Genomic DNA, 15,785 nt, shown 5'->3' with positions numbered 1-15,785 from the left:
ACAGCGCGTGCTCCGGATGAGCCCGGTCCGCCCTGGAGGAATGAGTAATGGGGTCTTGGTAAATCGGTAAGGCTATCAATCTCGAGCAACACATAGCGCTGACTCTTCGGGCTCCCAGCGGGGTTTCTGTGTCTCGACACGCGGGGGCACGTTAACTGAGGGCCTTGTCAGGTGCTGCCGTTACCTTGCACACTCCGGACACTGATAGCTCCTCTCGAACAACTTCTCCCCGTACGGTTACCACCGCTCTGACACATAGTCTGTCCTCCCTTGGGACATCGCCTGATTGTGTGCTGTTGCGTTGAGTGCACTCCAATAGCGGTCGAAATAGGCTTTTCGAGGGAAGTTCACTGCTCTTGCGCCGCCGACACACTGCAGCCCTTTGACGAGGGCAGAAATCGGTCAGAAGAAGTCATTTGGCTTGTCGAGAAAATCCTTGTTGTACACGCCAAGTCACTCGTATCGAAATGCCGGCACAGTGGCGTAATATGAGGTCTCGCTGGCTGAAAATGTCCAGTGAAACGACAGGTTCGCCTTATTACTCACAAATCAACATTGAGCATTCATATCGTTATGTCGCCGACTCTAATGCCTCATTCTGGCCTAGCCGACGTTCTAATTCTCTGCGCCCTGCAAGATGAGTACCGCGCTCTTTTATCTGTTACGACGGGATTGGGCAGCGAAGGGTGGCAGGAACGAAAAACGAGTAGTGGTTGGCAAATTGCGGAAGCACAGTTTCTTTCCGATAACGGGTCTGCTGTGCTTGTGATAGCGTCATTTTGCGCATTTATGGGAAAGGAGCAGGCTTCTGCGACCCTAGCCCACCTCTGGCGCGAAGTGCCGGCACGTTGCATTGCAATGTCGGGCATTTGTGCGGGACGCCGTGGAAAAGTTGCTCTCGGTGACGTGGTCATTGCCGATCGTCTCTATTCTTACGACGCCGGTAAAATGACCGTTGTTGATGGCGAATCAAGCTTTCAAGGTGATCCAATTCAGGTGGGGCCAGGCCCTTATTGGGTCCAACGTATGCAGATTGTTGCGGGTGTAGCCCCTGGAAATTGGATTAACGACCGCCCGCAATTGACTCTCGAAACCCAAGAAGACTGGGTTCTGCTCTGTGGGTTGAAGGGCATGCTGCCCCAAGCCCATCCAGATTTTTGGCAGGCTTGCCCCGATTGGACGTTGGTCCTAGAACGACTCCGAAAGCGAGGCCTCATTGACGACAAGGGCTCGGTCACACCAGCTGGCAATGATCGTGCAGGAGAGTTGAACCTACGGTTCAATGGTAGTCCGCGCCTGACACCCTCATTTCAGGTACACGTCGCTCCTATCGCAACGGGCTCGGCGGTGATCGAAGATGACAAGATTTTCTCGCGCCTAGGACAGTCGATGCGCAAAGTGCTCGGACTCGACATGGAGGCTAGTGCACTGGGGGCTGCTGGAGAGTTTATCCGCGTCCCGGTTATTATTGCGAAAGGTGTATCCGATTTCGGCGACCCTGACAAAGACGATCGTTATCGTATTTTTGCAGCTCGTGCCTCAGCGGAATATCTCATATTACTCATGCGTCACTCGATCGACTTGCTACGTGGGATTCCCCACGAACCGATACGTGCCGCCTCCGAGACTCGGTCTCTTTCAGCCTCTTCTTCTATGCCTAACGGGTTTCCCCGTGACTTGATTGATTTTTTGTCGGAATCCTACCCGAGCCAAGATGATGCCCGAGCCGTCTGGGTGCGAGCTGGTGGTAAAGCCGGCCAAGTCCCCAATATGAGTCGTCCGTTCGATACTTGGCAGCGTATATGGATACTCGCTCAGCAAGGTGCCTCGGTTAGGCCGGCAAGCTTACTATCTGAAGTCAAAAATGACTTCCCTCACAATACGATCCTCAACCAATACATCTCGCAATTCGATCGCTAACTGCGGCTAATAGCTAAAAACAACAGCTAAGGAGAGCTCCATGGCAAATATGCTTCAAGAACTTTTGGCGGCAGGATTGATTGATAAGCTCGAGGGCAGTGACGAGCGATTTAAAAAAATGACTCAAGCTGCTGACGAGTTAGCCAAAAGCTTTAGGAATAACCCAGCGTTACTTATTCCCGCCATTCTGACGGCCTTGGATCGGGATATATCAACAAATGATCCACTTATTGAAATGGCTGAAACGGCGTTACTGGCCGAATGGGAAACGCTGCAGTCGGTGCATACTGATAAACCGATCCAGATCTATCGTGCCTTGCTACTGACAGCTTGTGCCGCAGCAGCTCAAGAGCGCAATGCTGCGATCCTTTGGCTCACGGCCACTGACATGCTGCAATTCTCACAACTCGGACGTGAAAAGTCAGCGGTTTTTAAGCTCATTTCTTCATTTGGGGACGAAACCGAACAGCAGGACATTTCGCTATTTGCACCATCGGCAAAAAGCGCTCGGAAGGCGACGGATTTACCTAAGCTGAATCTGAAAGAGATCATTATCGCCGAAGTCGATCGGGAGGTGCTTTTCGGCGAAATTGGTGCTGCAACTGGTCCGCATAACCTCCAGGGTACCCAATACATTGCCGGGAAGACGCATAACCGTTACTGGCCAGGCCAGAACCACCATTGGGGGGAAGATTTTGCTAACGTTATGAAGGACGTGCTGGGTGAGCGACTAGATGAGCTTGGGGAAGCATGCGCAGCTGAACTCAACGGTATTGGTGAAGGACTGGTAACGGCGTTCAAAGCACAATCACAGGGTCTTCAAACAGCCATTTCATTGGCTCAGTCAGGATCCACGCGAGAGCAGGTACGACTCGACGCGCTGTGGTGGTATGAGTCTATGTACTCTGCTTCCGCCAAAATGAGCTATCGCGAAATGGATCCTCTGGCCGCCGCTATCTTGATGCCGCTAGATCTAATTTCGATCATGCCCTCTGTTACCCCATCAAGCGTGGCTTATCTGCTTTCGGAAGCTGTTGCTCGACTACCAAATGCAGGGTTTGAAAACGTACTTGCCTTGAAGGATGTGCTTGCGAGGGTAGCTTTGCTACGGAAAGTAATTCCGGACAGTAGGATGGAAGGCTTTAACCCACCTACCAGGGCGGGACGTTTGTCGTTGAGAGACATCGTCCGGCTAGCATTGGAGGATCCTTCCACTCCCACCAGAAACTTACTGGATCGCGCTCGTGTGCCAGAGGACGCAACCATCAGTTTGCCAGTTCTCGCAAGGGCACTGCTGCGTCAAGAGCAGGCTATCCGTTTGGCGGAGGTGACCAAGTGACCAAGCAACGCTGCGGCAATCCTAATTGCAATGTGCATGACGGCGAGACGTGCGTTCTTGGGGAGCTCATTCCTGAATCATGTAATGAGTGGAAATCGACGCCGAGGACTCTAGAGTCGAACTCCACCTCTGACACCACCTCTCGCCCTCTGGAGGCCCGTGTTCCATGGTCCGGCAGTGCTCTTGGCATAACTGATTTGATACTGCTTTTGCCACGGAGCAAGCATATTTTGGTAGGTGTTCTAGGTGCGCATAATGGAGGTAAGACCACTTTACTCGCGGCAAATTACCTTCTGATGCTGCAGGGGCGGGCGATGGCCGACGCGATGTTTTCTGGCTCTCGTACACTACACGCGTGGGAATCACTTGCATCCTGGATGCGGTTCGATGATTCGGCCAGAGCACCGACTTTTCCGCCACATACACCTCGCGCAAGCAATCGGGTTCCGGGGTTACTGCACATTGCTTTACGGAGGGCGGGTGGTGATTTTAGGGATGTATTGTTTGCTGATGCTCCCGGTGAGTGGTTTTCAAGTTGGGCAGTGAATGAAAGCGCACCACAAGCGGAAGGTGCTCGCTGGCTTTCAACACACTCGAACGCATTTGTGGTTGTGGCTGACTGCCAGAGGTTAAGCGGTCAAGAGCGCGGACTAGCAAGAAAGGAGCTGCTGCAGCTTCTTGACCGATTGGCAAATCATGTTGAGGATCGACCCGTGTCTCTTCTCTGGACAAAAAGCGAGCACGAGGTACCCGTTGGGATCAAAAACTCAATACGTAACGCACTAACCAGCAGCTTTCCGCGTGCAACTGAGCACGAGGTATCAATAAAAACGCCAGAGAGTTTCGCGAAGGCAATTGACGTGGTTGTGAGCGCGGCATGGCGCTCGGCTCCGGCTAATGAAATTGAGCTCACGATTCAGGCGCACGATCCTTTTCTTGCGTTTAGGGGGCATCATGCATACACCTGAAATTGTCTTGCTTGGGTTATCAAGTAGCGGTAAGACGCATTTTGCTGGGCAGCTGTATGGCCGTCTTCGGCGAACTAAAGGCAACCTTCTGTTGCGCCAAGATGGGGGTACCCCGCCGGACTTAACACCTCTCGACAACGTGTTAAATAGTCTCGCATCAGGACACGCGGCCGAACATACCCAAGTGCAAACATGGGCAGAAATCGCACTACCGATCGTAGACGAAGATGGGAACGCCTTCGACCTTCTGTGGCCCGATTACGGTGGAGAGCAATTGGCCATTGCTTTTCAACAGCGTGCGATATCTGAATTGTGGCGCGACCGATTGCGTCGCGCGGGCGGTTGGCTTGTGTTGATCCGACTCAAAACAGAGACGACCTATCCGGATGTTCTTACTCGATTGAGAGAAGGCCCCCCGAGAACTCTGCGAACAATGCGCGTGTGTCGCAATGGGACGCCAATGCCCGCTGGGTGGAAATGCTTCAGATATTTCTGCACGTCGCGGGGCATGGAGTCGTTGAACGGCTAAAGGTGCCAAAGCTCGCGGTGATGTTGTCGTGTTATGACGAGCTAGAGGGTGTCAGTAAATCTCCAGCTGAGGTTCTTGCCGAGCGACTCCCTCTTGTCTCCTCATTTATAAAAAGCAACTGGAGTTCAGATAAAGTAAGCGTATGGGGACTGTCTGCATTAGGAATAGAGCTTGGTAAAGACAGCCATGACGAGCGTTTCATTGATGAAGGCCCCGAAACATTGGGGTGGATTGTTGATCCTACCGGCAATCGAAGCAGCGATCTTACGCTTCCACTCGCCTGGGCTTTGAAAGAAATGGATCGCTAATGCCTACTATTGAAGTAAGCTTTCCAATTCGAGCTACCTACGGGGAAACGAACCAGACTCATGGAATATTGGCGTGCAGCGCCGATAAGAGTTTGCTGCCGCCAATATTGCTGGATCTGACCGACAAACCACCTGGCTATACATCCGCAGGAGAAGGATGGGGACCATCTGTTGGTTGCGGACCAATTGGCCAATGGTGGGCACTATGGTGGACCGAGCCAGACCCATTGGCTTCTCGCGCTGGTATGGTATTGAGCCAAGTAGCAATGTGGCCGTTAGATACAATTGGTGAAGCGCAAGAATTATCCAAAGAACTGGAAGTACTCAACGGCGGCAAGCCCATTGCCTTCCCGTCCCCTCTTGTTGTAGCTCTTGTAGCTGACGCCCTCCTTGCGAACACCTCTGTGCCCGTGTTTGGTAATTTGCAGCTCTGGCCTGGGTTGCTGTCTATGCTTTGGGAGCGATTGTGGCCGGAAGCACGCCAGGCATTCTCCGCCCGAGTTGCGATAAGCCCTTCACAAGGAGGAGAGTCAGTTGCTCCACCTTGGTTATACGGCGTCGACTCAGGCCGCTTGCTTGAATGGGGCAACAATCAAGTCATCATCCCGTCGGCGTCCGAGACGGGAACTCCTTCGCGTGCAGCGAGCTGGCTGATAGGCCAACCGGACCCTTTTCTCAAAGAACTGCTAACTTCTGTTACTTGTCTTGGTTCAACTCTCGATACATTGCGACGAACTGCACGAGTAGCCGAGCATTTGGAAACACTGCGGACGGTACCGGACGCCATTACCGCAATATATCTTCTACGGGCTCTTCTGAACGTGAGCTCTGATCGCGAAGAGTTGAAAGCTTTTAAGCGGGAGGCTATTTCAGTACTAGTTACGAATGTTCCTCTTGCGTCACCAAGCGTCATCGTATCGCTGGCAAATATCGCAAGCGATCAAATGCCGGATGGAGCCAGGCTAGGTGAGATAGTAGCGTCATGGGTCGCGCACGTGTTGCCAGATACATCAATTACCGATGCGGATATATTTTTAACGCGGCTTGCTGCAGGAACAGCTCAAGGATGGTGGCTTTTCGCGGCGAGCACCGCCATTGCTGAGGGGCTGCGCTCCAGCAATAAAAAGTGGAGTGCATTCCTAGTCGCATGGCTGTCCGAAAAGCTACATGCAAGTTTTATTGCAACACTCGGAGTTATCACAGAGGCAACCGAGCAGCAATTGATAACAGTCATGCTAGCCACCAAATCGTCAGCCTCCCAACTTTCTAAACTTCGGCAAAACGCTAATACATTGGGATGGTCTGGCATGCATGCGATCGCTGTATTACAGGGGGACACTGTAATCGAGGCCCTGCAGACGCAATTGGAATTTCTCCCGGATCCTTCGCTCGGATTATCGATTATGGTCGACCGGATTCGAGGTAATGATTTGATCAATGCCACCGTCCACATTGCTAATCCAACACTTTATTCGTTAGTGGCCACTCGAACGGCGAAGGATCCCGGATTATTGAATAACTTAGACCTTGGAGTACCAGCGTGGCGTGCATTATGGGAACTCCACGTTGACTTTGGCGGAGTTCCTTGGCCTGTGGGCGTGGATCGTTACTTACAGAGCCAAATGTATCTTGCTGTGGCGAAAATCGGGAATTATCGGTTGGGACTAATCTCGCGATTGGCGGAAGATTTTTCACAAGCTGCAATTGACCTTGAGGATCGCACGAACCTCTGGGGGCGCTTAGATCCGGCTGATGCTCGTACATTGGCTGGTGCCGTAGCACGACGTTTACTTCAACGCTCCCACGCTTTAGAAGGCTTGGCGGCTCCAGAGCCTTTTCTGCTTCAACAGGTAATTTTGCAGGTTCCGCATTGCCACCTCACAGCAATACAGGTTGCATGCCTCCTCGTCTGGGACAGATCCCTAGCAGAGACCCGAGCGATCAGCCTGATCCGCGATATTAGGGACTGGTCAGAGGGAGCGCAGTCGCTGGGAAAAATTTTAGTGGAGAGAAGATGGCGCAGTGTAGCCAAGGAAATCGCGTCCCTGTACCGGAACAAAAAAAGGAAGTACTTCCAGCACTCCAAGTTTGTTCTGACCTTCTAAGTTTTTTCGACAGACTTCTAATTCTAAAATCTGATGGAGCTGATTCATCACTGCTCAATAAAAACGACCTTATTGTTGGCATCGCGGAGGTCGGTAGCGAAATTGCTCATGATCGACTAGAAGATTTGTGGGTGCGCGCAGGAGGGCGAGCGGCATCTCTACACACCTCAATAACTTCGGCTGATCGCTGGCTTCGCGCGTCAGAGCAAGCGGGCTCTGGCAGCTTACCTGGAGGGCTGAAGGCGCTAGTTCGCGTTCTTCTCGATGATTTCCCGAATAACGAAAAGCTGAAAGTGTTAGATCAAGTCTTACACAAGGAAGGTTGGGAATATTGGTGAACTCGCGTCATCTAATAACTCCCAAGTATTATCAGGTATCTGCGCCATGTTTGATGACTTCATCAGTTAAGGCACGATAATTAGTCCGAAGGATCTGTGTAGGAAACAAGTTGGACGCGTGCCAGACCCCGATACTGTGCTTCTGTACCAGTGTTTGGCTAGTGAAAGTGAGGTTCTTGCCGGTTGGTAGCGTAGCAAGGTGGGCGCTGATCAAGCTAGGCGCACGAGCCCCCACTCTGTGGGATTGGTAGTCCGGTGGGAGGGGGGCGAGTCTGATTACATCGAACTTATCTAGCAGCTTAAGAGCTTTCATTTCTTTGGCAAAAACACTACGACTGGCCGTGCTTATGGTCAGGAGCGTTCTGGGGAATGCTCATACGCACCCGCGTATCCAGTGAAGCGTGTCCATGAGATGTCGCGCTAGAACAACGGGATTGATCGTTGAAAGTCCGCCATAGACCGCCAGCGCACACCAACTCCCTAGCCTGATTGGACTCGGGATTGCTTCCTCTTCATCATAAAATCACAGGTTGGCAGCACACATGACCCCGGGGACAAAAGCGTCAGCAATCCGGATAAGCCATCGGGAAAGCGGTTACGAGAACATATGATGGAAACATCAGACGTCAAGCTCGCCCGGGTAACGCGCACCGATATCGACGAGCTCCTACACGCAAATCAGGAAAGCCGGGACTACCACGGCCGCTGGGTACAGCCGTTCACAACCGCCACAGGTTTCGAGGAGTGGTATTCCGCTCAAACCACAGGCGCGAGCGTTGGCCTACTGGCTCGCGATACAGAATCGGGGCAGATCGTTGGAGTGACCAACCTGAGCCAGATTTTCTATAAGGGATTTCAGAACGCGTATCTCAGCTACTGGGGCATGGTCTCGTTTGCCGGGGCGGGAAGGATGTCCCAGGCGGTGGAACTGACGACGAGGTATGCCTTTGAGGAGCTGGGTCTTCACCGTCTCGAGGCCAATATTCAACCTGAAAATGTGCGATCAATCGCGCTGGTTAAACGTCTCGGATTTCGGAAAGAGGGGTTCTCTCCGAAATACCTGCAGATCGCCGGGGTCTGGTGCGATCACGAGCGCTGGGCACTTCTGGCCGATGACCGTTAATCAGCGAGCGATGCCGTTGGGCAATTAAGCTGACGCCCATGATCTGCCTCAGCCCTTCCCTTTCAACTCCGCCAGCTTCTGCATTACCCCCGCCGCGGTCTGTTCGCCCATCAACTGCTCCCGCACTTTGCCCTTGTCGTCGATGATGTAGGTCACCGGCAGGGCTTCGCTTTTTGGCAGGTCATATTGTTCGGCCGGGTCTTGTGCCAGGACGGTGAAGGTGATGCTCAGCGCTTTGCTTGCGCTCTTCAGGTCTTCGCCCTGGAGGTTGTCGAAGTTGACGCCGAACACACTGACGTTCTGGCCTTTGACTTGCTCGGACAGTGTGTTCAGCTCGGGGATTTCGGTCCGGCACGGGCCGCACCATTCGGCCCAGTAATTGACCACCAGCCAGTGCTTGTCGACGCGGCTGCTGGCGACTTTCTCGCCATTCTGGTCGGTGCCGAGGTCCACGCCGCACCCGCTGAGCAACAGACTTCCAATCAGTGCTGCCGCCGCTGCCAATCGCCTTGCCATGATGCTGTTTCCTTCTAGGTGCTCTTTTTCCAGATGCACGCTACGCGATTGTGCATCGCTCGCCGCGTGTTACCGGTCGTTACCGTGACGCAGGTAGAATAGCCGCCACCTCAGGCAAGATGCGACCCGCAAATGACCGATCTCACGCTTTATCACAACCCGCGTTGCACCAAATCCCGTGGCACGCTGGAATTGCTTGAAGCCCGCGGCCTGACGCCGACCATCATTCATTACCTCGAGACCCCGCCCGACGCCGCACAACTGCGCGACCTGCTGGGCAAGCTCGGCATCGGTGCTCGTGGACTGCTGCGCAAAGGTGAGGACGAATACAAAACCCTGAACCTCGCTGATACCAGCCTGAGCGACGAACAACTGATCGCCGCCATGGCGGCCCATCCCAAGTTGATCGAACGCCCGATTCTCGTCGTCGGCGACAAGGCCGTGATTGGCCGTCCGCCGGAAAACATTCTGGAGATCCTGCCATGAGCGCGCCCTACATTCTGGTTCTGTTTTACAGCCGTAACGGCGCGACTGCAGAGATGGCGCGGCAGATCGCCCGTGGTGTGGAGATGACCGGCATGGAAGCGCGCCTGCGCACGGTGCCAGCGGTGTCTACCGATTGCGAAGCGGTTGCACCGAGCATTCCGGACGCCGGCGCCTTGTACGCCACTCTGGATGACCTGAAAAACTGCGCGGGCCTGGCCTTGGGCAGCCCGACCCGCTTCGGCAACATGGCCGCGCCGCTGAAGTACTTTCTCGACGGCACCAGCAACCTGTGGCTGACCGGCGCACTGGTGGGCAAACCGGCCAGCGTGTTCACCTCCACCGCCAGCCTGCACGGCGGCCAGGAAACCACGTTGCTGTCGATGCTGCTGCCCCTGCTGCACCACGGCATGCTGATCAGCGGCTTGCCCTACAGCGAAGCGGCGTTGATCGAAACCCGTGGCGGCGGCACGCCGTATGGCGCCAGTCATCACGCCGGTGCCGATGGCAAGCGCGCGCTGGATGAGCACGAAACCACCCTGTGCCGTTCGCTGGGTCAGCGGCTGGCGAAAACCGCGCTGTTGCTCGACCCGTCCAAGGGCTAATCGCCCAAGGCGTTGCTCGCGCGCGATTGCTGGAACCCCTCGCTCAAACCGGGTCAAACACAGAGCCCCCTTGCCGGGGCGCCGGGTCTGAACTCGGAATGCGCTAAACCAGCGATCGCGCACATGAATTTTGTTTTGGAGAGGGCATGCAAGACTACAAATGGCTCCATGAATACTGTCTTAACCGCTTTGGTTCCGTCGCCGCCCTCGAGGCGCATCTGCCGACCCCCGCCACGACTAAAAAACTGAAAGCCCTAAGCGACGATCGTTACCTGTCGACCATGGCGCTGCGGGTTTTTCGTGCCGGCCTCAAGCACAGCCTGGTGGACGCCAAATGGCCGGCTTTCGAGCAGGCCTTTTTCGGCTTTGATCCGGAAAAAGTCACGCTGATGGGCGGCGATCACCTTGAGCGCCTGATGCAGGATGCACGGATCATCCGCCACTTGGGCAAGCTCAAGAGCGTGCCGCGCAACGCGCAGTTGATCCTCGACATCGCCCACGAACACGGCAGCTTCGGCAATTTCATCGCGGAATGGCCAGTGACCGATATCGTCGGGCTGTGGCGTTACCTGTTCAAACACGGCAATCAGATGGGCGGACTGTCGTCGCCGCGCTTTTTGCGCATGGTCGGCAAGGACACCTTCATCCCCAGCCATGATGTGGTCGCTGCGCTCAACGCGCAGAAGATTGTCGACCGCGTGCCCAGCAGTCAGCGAGATCAGGCGGCGGTGCAGGCGGCGTTCAATCAGTGGCATGCCGAGAGCGGACGACCGATGTGCCAGCTGTCGATGATGCTGTCCTACACGGCCAACCATTGATCGATTTGCCGGTGAAGTGAAAAGACACAGCGCGTAACAAATCGGACGTCGTATACAATATTCGCCGTCCCCTCCTGCTGAGTCATTCGCGTGCCTTTCCTTCTTCCTGACGCCCCCAACCTCGGTGTCGCGCCCTCCGCGTCCGAGGTGATTTCCAAGTACCTGCGCGAGTCGATCATCTCCGGCCAGTTCGCCGAGGATGAGCCGATTCGTCAGGACGATATCGCCCGCGTGTTCAACGTCAGCAAGATCCCCGTCCGTGAGGCGCTCAAGCGCCTCGAAGCCGAGGGGCTGGTGCAGTTCCAGCGCAACAAGGGCGCCGTGGTCACGCGGATTTCCGAGCCGGAGCTGGCGCAGATCTTTGAAGTGCGGGTGCTGCTGGAAGTGCAAGCCATACGCCTCGCCGTGCCGCGAATGACCGCTGCCCAGCTAGATCGGGCCCGGGCCATCTGTGACGAGTTCATGCGCGACGACGACATCGGGCGCTGGGCCGAGCTGAACTGGGCGTTTCACACCTGTTTGTATGAAGCGGCGCAGCGGCCGTTTTTGCTGAACATGATTCGCTCGATCCACGACAAGGTCGAACGCTACCTGCGAGTGCAGATGAGTTTCGACGAAGGCAAGGAGCGCGCCGACCTGGAACACCGCGAGATCCTCAATGCCTGTGCCGATCGTGACGTGGACAAAGCCGCCGAACTGATCGAACACCACATCATCGGCGTCTGCCGAACCCTCTACGCCCACCTGCCCCACGCCGTGCTCAGCGAAATCTGAGCGGCAGTTCGCTGTGCCGATTTCGTCATTGCCGAGGGTGAAATCGGTCAAGACCCCAGGTCTCTTTCGCGGCACTCTGGCCTCAATTGTGAAGTTGCTTCACGCCGCAATCTGTAGGACTGGCTCTAACCTTTGTAGGACTGGCTTTAGCCGGGAAGAGGCCAGCGTTGACGCCACACATCTTGCAGCGTGACGACCAACGCTTTCCCGGCTAAAGCCAGTCCTACAGGGATCACCGAAGCCCAGTTCCATTGGGTGTACGCAGTCCCACCAGGGATCGTCGTAGCCATTTCCAGACTCAGTCCGACAGGGGAATACATGAAACGCATCCAGATCCTCGATTCTCATACCGGCGGTGAGCCGACGCGGCTGGTGCTCGACGGGTTCCCCGATCTTGGGCGGGGCAGCATGGCCGAGCGGCGTCAGCTTCTGGCTGGACAGTTCGATGACTGGAGGGCCGCGACGGTGCTCGAGCCGCGGGGCAGCGATGTGCTGGTCGGCGCGCTGCTGTGCGAGCCGGTGGTTCCCGAGGCGTGCGCCGGGGTGATTTTTTCAACAACAGCGGCTACCTGGGCATGTGCGGCCACGGCACCATCGGGCTAGTGGTGTCGCTGGCGCATCTGGGCAGGATCGGCCCCGGCGTGCACCGCATCGAAACCCCGGTGGGCACGGTTCAGGCCACGCTGCACGAAGACCGCTCCGTCAGCGTCGACAACGTGCCCTCCTACCGCTACCGCAAGGACTTCGTTCTCGAAGTTCCTGAACTCGGCAACGTGACCGGCGACATCGCCTGGGGCGGCAACTGGTTTTCCTGATCGCCGACCATGGCCTGAGCGTCGCCGCCGACAACCTCGACGCCCTCACCGATTACACCTGGAAAGTCAGACAGGCGCTGGAAAGCCAGGACATTCGCGGCGAAGACGGCGGCGTCATCGATCACATCGAGCTGTTCGCCGACGACGATCACGCCGACAGCCGCAACTTCGTGCTCTGCCCCGGCAAAGCCTACGACCGCTCGCCTTGCGGCACCGGCACCAGCGCCAAACTGGCGTGCCTGGCGGCGGATGGCAAACTTCAGCCCGGCACCCTGTGGCAGCAGGCCAGCGTGATTGGCAGCCAGTTCGAAGGCAGCTTCGTGTGGGAGCACGGCGAGCGGCGGGCGGGCGACCGGATTGTGCCGACCATCCGTGGCCGCGCCTACATCAGCGCCGAAGCCACCTTGCTCCTGGACGACGAAGACCCATTCGCCTGGGGCATTCGCGCGTGACCGACGCGTCCACGCTGCAAGGCCATGTCGCTGATGTGATCGTTATCGGCGGCGGCATTGTCGGCGCAGCGTGTGCGGACGAGCTGGCGTCTCAGGGCTTGCACGTGCTAGTGCTGGATTGTCGGCGCCCCGCCGCGACGGCTGCGGGCATGGGCCATCTGGTGGTGCTGGACCATAGCGCTGCCGAGTTGGCGCTGGGGGAGTATTCGGTCAGGGCGTGGCGCGAGCTGGCTTCGCAGATGCCGGACGACTGCGCGATGCGCACCAACGGCACCCTGTGGCTGGCCTGCAATGAAGAAGAAATGGAAGAAGCCGAGCGCAAACACGCCGCGCTGCGCGAATACGGTCTGGCCTGCGAGTTGCTGTCCGGCGCCGAACTGGCACGGGCTGAACCGTCATTGCGGTCCGGCATGCTCGGCGCATTGAAGGTCAGTGGCGACGGCATTCTGTACGCGCCCAATGCCGCGCGCTGGCTGTTGCAGCGTCAGTCTTCACGGGTGGTTCAGCGTCAGGCAGAAGTCGTGGAAGTCCAGGGCAACCGTGTTCGGCTGGCGAGTGGTGAATGGCTGCAAGCCCCGGCGGTCGTGCTGGCCAGCGGCATCTACGCCCGCGAACTCTGTCCCGATTTACCGCTGCAAGCGAAAAAAGGCCACTTGCTGATCACCGACCGTTACCCCGCGCAGATCACCCACACGCTGGTCGAATTGGGCTACGTGACCAGCGCCCACAAGGGCAACGGCCCGTCGGTGGCGTTCAATGTGCAGCAACGCCCGACCGGCCAGCTGTTCATCGGCTCATCGCGGCAGTTCGACAACCACAACCCGGAGGTCGACGCAGCCATGCTCGGGCGGATGCTGCGCCGGGCGATGGATTTCCTCCCAAGCCTGGGCGAGATGAACGGCCTTCGCAGCTGGACCGGCTTTCGCTCCGCCAGCCCCGACGGTCAGCCGCTGATCGGCGAGCACCCGCATCAACCCGGACTGTGGCTGGCGGTCGGGCACGAAGGCCTCGGCGTCACCACCGCAACTGGCACCGCCCGCTTGCTGGCCGCGCAAATGCTGCGCACTCGGCCGCCCCTCGACCTTGAACCGTATCTGCCGCAACGCTTTATCGGAGCCCGCGCCCATGCCTGAGTTGAGCATTGATGGTCAGCCCTTTCGCTTCGCCCAAGGCACCACCGTGGCCGTCGCGCTGATGTCGAGCGGCGATCGCTGCAGCCGCACATCGGTCAGCGGCCAGCGCCGCGCGCCCTTGTGTGGCATGGGGATTTGCCAGGAATGCCGGGTGAGCATCGACGGCCTGCGCCGATTGGCCTGCCAGACGATCTGCCGCGACGGCATGCGCGTCGAGACTCAACCATGACCGTGGCCGTGACCGCGACAACGACCGAGCATGTCGATCTGCTGATCATCGGCGCAGGTCCGGCGGGCATGGCGGCGGCTCTGGCGACGGCGCCTCGCGGGCTGAGCATCGTCCTGCTCGACGACAACCCGCTGCCGGGCGGGCAGATCTGGCGCGACGGCCCACATGCTCAGGTGCCGAAACAGGCTCTTGACATGCGCGGGCAGTTGCAGGGTTTCAGCAACGTTCGCCTGCACAGCGGCTGCAAGGTGGTCGCGCTGGCCGGGGCGAAGCGCTTGCTGCTGGAGGACGCCGAGCGCGGCTGGGTGTTGAGTTACGACAGGCTAATTTTGTGCACCGGCGCGCGTGAGCGACTGCTGCCCTTTCCCGGCTGGACGCTGCCGGGGGTCACTGGCGCCGGCGGTTTGCAGGCGCTGATAAAAGGCGGCTTGCAGGTGACAGACGAGCGCATCGTCATCGCCGGAACCGGCCCGCTGTTGCTGGCGTCGTCGGCGACCGCGCAGAAGCACGGCGCAGAGGTCGTGCGAATCGCCGAGCAGGCGCCCTTGAGCGCCGTCGCCGGATTTGCCGCCGGGCTGTGGCGCTGGCCGAACAAGGCGGTTCAGGCGATCACGCTGGCCAGTGCCGCCTATCGAACCTCGGCCCATGTGCTGGCGGCGCTAGGCACGGATCGTCTGGAAGGCGTTCGCCTTCAGGTGGGCGACACCGTTGAAGAGCTGGCCTGCGAGCGTCTGGCCTGCGGTTTCAGTCTGGTGCCCAACGTCGAGATCGGCCAGGCACTGGGCTGCACCGTGCGGGATCAGTCGATTGTGGTGGATGAGTGGCAGGCGAGCAGTCTGGCCCATCACTTCGCAGCGGGGGAATGCACCGGTTTCGGCGGCAGCGAACTGGCGCTGGTCGAAGGGCGTATTGCCGGGCTGGTGGCGGTGGGGGAACGGGACAAGGCCCGAGGCTTGTGGGCTGAGCGGCAGCGCTGGCAGGGTTTTGCGGATAAGTTGAATAAGGCGTTCCGCCTGAGTCCTGCGCTGAAACACCTGGCGATGCCGGAAACGATAGTCTGCCGCTGTGAGGACGTGCGTTACGCGGACCTTGCCGAACATAGCAGTTGGACCGGGGCCAAACTCGCCACCCGTTGCGGCATGGGCGCGTGTCAGGGGCGCGTCTGTGCAACGGCGGCGCAGACGTTGTTCGGCTGGGAACCCCCGTTGTTGCGCCCGCCCTTCAGCCCGGCGCGGATCTCCACCCTCGCCTGCCTGGATGACGGCGAACCTGTTGTTTAAAGGTGTTTAAAGGGGACTGATTTATTTACAGCGCTTCACCGTAGATCAAT

14 protein-coding genes and 2 pseudogenes are annotated in these 15,785 nt (G+C 57.5%); 15 read left to right on the top strand and 1 reads right to left on the bottom strand.

The annotated features are described in order from the left end of the window. Positions 1–555: 555 nt before the first annotated feature. From JN403_RS11400 to JN403_RS11375, 7 genes and pseudogenes are all read left to right on the top strand, one after another. Positions 556–1,920, top strand: coding sequence for an effector-associated domain EAD1-containing protein (locus tag JN403_RS11400; protein ID WP_205487025.1), 1,365 nt, complete (start codon positions 556–558; stop codon positions 1,918–1,920). Between the two features lie 40 nt (positions 1,921–1,960). Further along, positions 1,961–3,259, top strand: a complete 1,299-nt coding sequence (locus JN403_RS11395) for a GTPase-associated system all-helical protein GASH (protein WP_205487024.1) — start codon at positions 1,961–1,963, stop codon at positions 3,257–3,259. Next, entirely contained in the window at positions 3,256–4,227 is a 972-nt protein-coding gene (locus JN403_RS11390; RefSeq protein WP_205487023.1) for a hypothetical protein, read from the top strand. Before JN403_RS11395 ends, JN403_RS11390 begins: the two co-directional genes overlap by 4 nt. A gap of 312 nt (positions 4,228–4,539) precedes the next feature. Continuing rightward, on the top strand, positions 4,540–5,064 hold the full coding sequence (locus JN403_RS11385; RefSeq protein WP_240356901.1) for a hypothetical protein: 525 nt from the start codon (positions 4,540–4,542) through the stop codon (positions 5,062–5,064). After that, positions 5,064–7,169 carry a hypothetical protein gene (locus JN403_RS11380; RefSeq protein ID WP_205487021.1) on the top strand — a complete coding sequence of 702 codons (2,106 nt, stop codon included), beginning with the start codon at positions 5,064–5,066 and terminating at the stop codon, positions 7,167–7,169. Before JN403_RS11385 ends, JN403_RS11380 begins: the two co-directional genes overlap by 1 nt. A gap of 444 nt (positions 7,170–7,613) precedes the next feature. Continuing rightward, a pseudogene (locus JN403_RS25440) lies at positions 7,614–7,802 on the top strand (hypothetical protein); the annotation flags it as partial. A 312-nt stretch (positions 7,803–8,114) separates the two neighbouring features. Beyond that, a complete protein-coding gene (locus tag JN403_RS11375) occupies positions 8,115–8,630 on the top strand; it encodes a GNAT family protein (RefSeq protein ID WP_240356899.1) in 516 nt (171 codons plus the stop codon). A 48-nt stretch (positions 8,631–8,678) separates the two neighbouring features. Here JN403_RS11375 and JN403_RS11370 read toward each other — a convergent pair whose 3' ends face one another. Further along, positions 8,679–9,146, bottom strand: coding sequence for a TlpA disulfide reductase family protein (locus JN403_RS11370; protein ID WP_205487020.1), 468 nt, complete (start codon positions 9,144–9,146; stop codon positions 8,679–8,681). Between the two features lie 132 nt (positions 9,147–9,278). On the opposite strand from JN403_RS11370, the gene arsC reads away from it, so the two are divergent. From arsC to JN403_RS11330, 8 genes and pseudogenes are all read left to right on the top strand, one after another. Beyond that, positions 9,279–9,632, top strand: coding sequence for an arsenate reductase (glutaredoxin) (gene arsC, locus JN403_RS11365; RefSeq protein ID WP_122622241.1), 354 nt, complete (start codon positions 9,279–9,281; stop codon positions 9,630–9,632). After that, a complete protein-coding gene (gene wrbA / locus JN403_RS11360; protein WP_205487019.1) occupies positions 9,629–10,234 on the top strand; it encodes an NAD(P)H:quinone oxidoreductase in 606 nt (201 codons plus the stop codon). Before arsC ends, wrbA begins: the two co-directional genes overlap by 4 nt. A 146-nt stretch (positions 10,235–10,380) precedes the next feature. Further along, entirely contained in the window at positions 10,381–11,052 is a 672-nt protein-coding gene (locus JN403_RS11355) for a DNA-3-methyladenine glycosylase I (protein WP_205487018.1), read from the top strand. Between the two features lie 90 nt (positions 11,053–11,142). After that, positions 11,143–11,826, top strand: a complete 684-nt coding sequence (locus tag JN403_RS11350; protein ID WP_205487017.1) for a GntR family transcriptional regulator — start codon at positions 11,143–11,145, stop codon at positions 11,824–11,826. 318 nt (positions 11,827–12,144) lie between these two features. After that, positions 12,145–13,093: pseudogene (locus tag JN403_RS11345) on the top strand (4-hydroxyproline epimerase). After that, positions 13,090–14,226 carry an FAD-binding oxidoreductase gene (locus JN403_RS11340; protein ID WP_240356897.1) on the top strand — a complete coding sequence of 379 codons (1,137 nt, stop codon included), beginning with the start codon at positions 13,090–13,092 and terminating at the stop codon, positions 14,224–14,226. Before JN403_RS11345 ends, JN403_RS11340 begins: the two are co-directional and overlap by 4 nt. After that, on the top strand, positions 14,219–14,455 hold the full coding sequence (locus JN403_RS11335; RefSeq protein WP_122622247.1) for a (2Fe-2S)-binding protein: 237 nt from the start codon (positions 14,219–14,221) through the stop codon (positions 14,453–14,455). Before JN403_RS11340 ends, JN403_RS11335 begins: the two co-directional genes overlap by 8 nt. Continuing rightward, on the top strand, positions 14,452–15,735 hold the full coding sequence (locus JN403_RS11330) for an FAD/NAD(P)-binding oxidoreductase (RefSeq protein WP_205487016.1): 1,284 nt from the start codon (positions 14,452–14,454) through the stop codon (positions 15,733–15,735). The genes JN403_RS11335 and JN403_RS11330 overlap by 4 nt, the downstream gene beginning before the upstream one ends. Positions 15,736–15,785: the final 50 nt, after the last annotated feature.

Origin of the sequence: Pseudomonas sp. 15A4 (assembly GCF_016925575.1) — a bacterium.
Taxonomy (GTDB): Bacteria; Pseudomonadota; Gammaproteobacteria; order Pseudomonadales; family Pseudomonadaceae; genus Aquipseudomonas.
Note: the sequence above shows the minus strand (reverse complement) of the source record. Positions and strands in the feature narration are given on the sequence as shown.

Coding starts and splice junctions, on each gene's coding strand:
- JN403_RS11395 (WP_205487024.1), top strand. CDS start 1,961: ATGGCAAATATGCTTCAAGAACTTTTGGCGGCAGGATTGATTGATAAG.
- JN403_RS11380 (WP_205487021.1), top strand. CDS start 5,064: ATGCCTACTATTGAAGTAAGCTTTCCAATTCGAGCTACCTACGGGGAA.
- JN403_RS11375 (WP_240356899.1), top strand. CDS start 8,115: ATGATGGAAACATCAGACGTCAAGCTCGCCCGGGTAACGCGCACCGAT.
- JN403_RS11370 (WP_205487020.1), bottom strand. CDS start 9,146: ATGGCAAGGCGATTGGCAGCGGCGGCAGCACTGATTGGAAGTCTGTTG.
- arsC (WP_122622241.1), top strand. CDS start 9,279: ATGACCGATCTCACGCTTTATCACAACCCGCGTTGCACCAAATCCCGT.
- wrbA (WP_205487019.1), top strand. CDS start 9,629: ATGAGCGCGCCCTACATTCTGGTTCTGTTTTACAGCCGTAACGGCGCG.
- JN403_RS11355 (WP_205487018.1), top strand. CDS start 10,381: ATGCAAGACTACAAATGGCTCCATGAATACTGTCTTAACCGCTTTGGT.
- JN403_RS11335 (WP_122622247.1), top strand. CDS start 14,219: ATGCCTGAGTTGAGCATTGATGGTCAGCCCTTTCGCTTCGCCCAAGGC.
- JN403_RS11330 (WP_205487016.1), top strand. CDS start 14,452: ATGACCGTGGCCGTGACCGCGACAACGACCGAGCATGTCGATCTGCTG.